The sequence below is a fragment of the Kurthia zopfii genome (assembly GCF_003143955.1).
GTDB classification, from domain to species: Bacteria; Bacillota; Bacilli; order Bacillales_A; family Planococcaceae; genus Kurthia; species Kurthia zopfii.
Map to the genome: position 1 here is coordinate 1 of NZ_QFVS01000072.1, position 3172 is coordinate 3172.

Below are 3172 nucleotides of genomic sequence, written 5' to 3' on the forward strand. Positions count from 1 at the left end.
TTTTTGTAACAATTGTGGTTAAGTCCTCGATCTATTAGTATTCGTCAGCTCCATATGTCACCATACTTCCACCTCGAACCTATCTACCTTGTCGTCTTCAAGGGATCTTACTTACTTGCGTAATGGGAAATCTCATCTTGAGGGGGGCTTCATGCTTAGATGCTTTCAGCACTTATCCCGTCCATACATAGCTACCCAGCGATGCCTTTGGCAAGACAACTGGTACACCAGAGGTATGTCCATCCCGGTCCTCTCGTACTAAGGACAGCTCCTCTCAAATTTCCTACGCCCACGACGGATAGGGACCGAACTGTCTCACGACGTTCTGAACCCAGCTCGCGTACCGCTTTAATGGGCGAACAGCCCAACCCTTGGGACCGACTACAGCCCCAGGATGCGATGAGCCGACATCGAGGTGCCAAACCTCCCCGTCGATGTGGACTCTTGGGGGAGATAAGCCTGTTATCCCCGGGGTAGCTTTTATCCGTTGAGCGATGGCCCTTCCATGCGGAACCACCGGATCACTAAGCCCGTCTTTCGACCCTGCTCGACTTGTAGGTCTCGCAGTCAAGCTCCCTTGTGCCTTTACACTCTGCGAATGATTTCCAACCATTCTGAGGGAACCTTTGGGCGCCTCCGTTACCTTTTAGGAGGCGACCGCCCCAGTCAAACTGTCCGCCTGACACTGTCTCCTACCCCGATCAGGGGTAAGGGTTAGAAGTTCAATACACTTAGGGTAGTATCCCAACAACGCCTCCACCGAAGCTAGCGCTCCGGTCTCTCAGGCTCCTACCTATCCTGTACAAAGTGTACCAAAATTCAATATCAGGCTACAGTAAAGCTCCACGGGGTCTTTCCGTCCTGTCGCGGGTAACCTGCATCTTCACAGGTACTATAATTTCACCGAGTCTCTCGTTGAGACAGTGCCCAGATCGTTACGCCTTTCGTGCGGGTCGGAACTTACCCGACAAGGAATTTCGCTACCTTAGGACCGTTATAGTTACGGCCGCCGTTTACTGGGGCTTCGGTTCTCACCTTCGCTTACGCTAAGCAATCCCCTTAACCTTCCAGCACCGGGCAGGCGTCAGCCCCTATACGTCATCTTACGATTTTGCAGAGACCTGTGTTTTTGCTAAACAGTCGCCTGGGCCTATTCACTGCGGCTCTCTCGGGCTTTCACCCTACTAGAGCACCCCTTCTCCCGAAGTTACGGGGTCATTTTGCCGAGTTCCTTAACGAGAGTTCTCTCGCTCACCTTAGGATTCTCTCCTCGACTACCTGTGTCGGTTTGCGGTACGGGCACCTATCTACCTCGCTAGAGGCTTTTCTTGGCAGTGTGAAATCAGGAACTTCGTCATAATTGACTCGCCATCACAGCTCAATGTTACAGGAAGCGGATTTGCCTACTTCCACACCTTACTGCTTGGACGCGCATAACCAACAGCGCGCTTACCCTATCCTACTGCGTCCCCCCATCACTCAAATGGTAGATTGGTGGTACAGGAATATCAACCTGTTATCCATCGCCTACGCCTATCGGCCTCGGCTTAGGTCCCGACTAACCCTGAGCGGACGAGCCTTCCTCAGGAAACCTTAGTCATTCGGTGGACGGGATTCTCACCCGTCTTTCGCTACTCATACCGGCATTCTCACTTCTAAGCGCTCCACCAGTCCTTCCGGTCTGACTTCACAGCACTTAGAACGCTCTCCTACCACGGACATCTAAGATGTCCATCCACAGCTTCGGTGAATCGTTTAGCCCCGATACATTTTCGGCGCAGCGTCACTCGACCAGTGAGCTATTACGCACTCTTTAAATGATGGCTGCTTCTGAGCCAACATCCTGGTTGTCTAAGCAACGTCACATCCTTTTCCACTTAACGATTACTTTGGGACCTTAGCTGGTGGTCTGGGCTGTTTCCCTCTTGACTACGGATCTTATCACTCGCAGTCTGACTCCCGTGTATAAATCATTGGCATTCGGAGTTTGTCTGAATTCGGTAATTCGGGATGAACCCCTAGTCCAAACAGTGCTCTACCTCCAAGATTCTTAAACACGAGGCTAGCCCTAAAGCTATTTCGGAGAGAACCAGCTATCTCCAGGTTCGATTGGAATTTCTCCGCTACCCACACCTCATCCCCGCACTTTTCAACGTACGTGGGTTCGGTCCTCCAGTAAGTGTTACCTTACCTTCAACCTGGACATGGGTAGATCACCTGGTTTCGGGTCTACAACCACATACTCATTCGCCCTATTCAGACTCGCTTTCGCTGCGGCTCCGCCTTATCAGCTTAACCTTGCATGTAATCGTAACTCGCCGGTTCATTCTACAAAAGGCACGCTATCACCCATTAACGGGCTCTAACTACTTGTAGGCACATGGTTTCAGGATCTATTTCACTCCCCTTCCGGGGTGCTTTTCACCTTTCCCTCACGGTACTGGTTCACTATCGGTCACTAGAGAGTATTTAGCCTTGGGAGATGGTCCTCCCAGATTCCGACGGAATTTCACGTGTTCCGCCGTACTCAGGATCCACTCTGGAGGGAATAAACTTTTGATTACAGGACTGTTACCTTCTATGGTGGGCCTTTCCATGCCGCTTCGTCTAATTCATTCTTTTGTAACTCCGTGTAGAGTGTCCTACAACCCCAAGAAGCAAGCTTCTTGGTTTGGGCTCTTCCCGTTTCGCTCGCCGCTACTAAGGGAATCGATTTTTCTTTCTCTTCCTTCAGGTACTTAGATGTTTCAGTTCCCTGAGTCTGCCATCAGAACGCTATGAATTCACGTTAAGATACTGTCCTATTAAAAACAGTGGGTTCCCCCATTCGGAAATCTCCGGATCAAAGCTTACTTACAGCTCCCCGAAGCATATCGGTGTTAGTGCCGTCCTTCATCGGCTTCTAGTGCCAAGGCATTCGCCATGCGCCCTTAATAACTTAACCTTATTTATTCAATCCACATCGTATAACTTCGTTAGTTGCGCTTGCTCAATTGCTCATGTATCGAAATACACTCCGCATTTCGCTTCGCTTACTGCCTCGTTCTACTCGTGTCTTGATTAAATACTGCATTTTAAGTCATTAAGCCTAAAAAATTTTAAAACTTAATAAAAAATAATGTGTTACTTATTATATCAATGTCGTTTTATCCAGTTTTCAAAGAACAATTTT

At 49.3% G+C, this 3172-nt stretch carries 1 rRNA gene; it reads right to left on the reverse strand.

What is annotated here, in order from left to right:
* Positions 1-14: 14 nt before the first annotated feature.
* A 23S ribosomal RNA gene (locus DF281_RS14315) occupies positions 15-2944 on the reverse strand.
* Positions 2945-3172 lie beyond the last annotated feature (228 nt).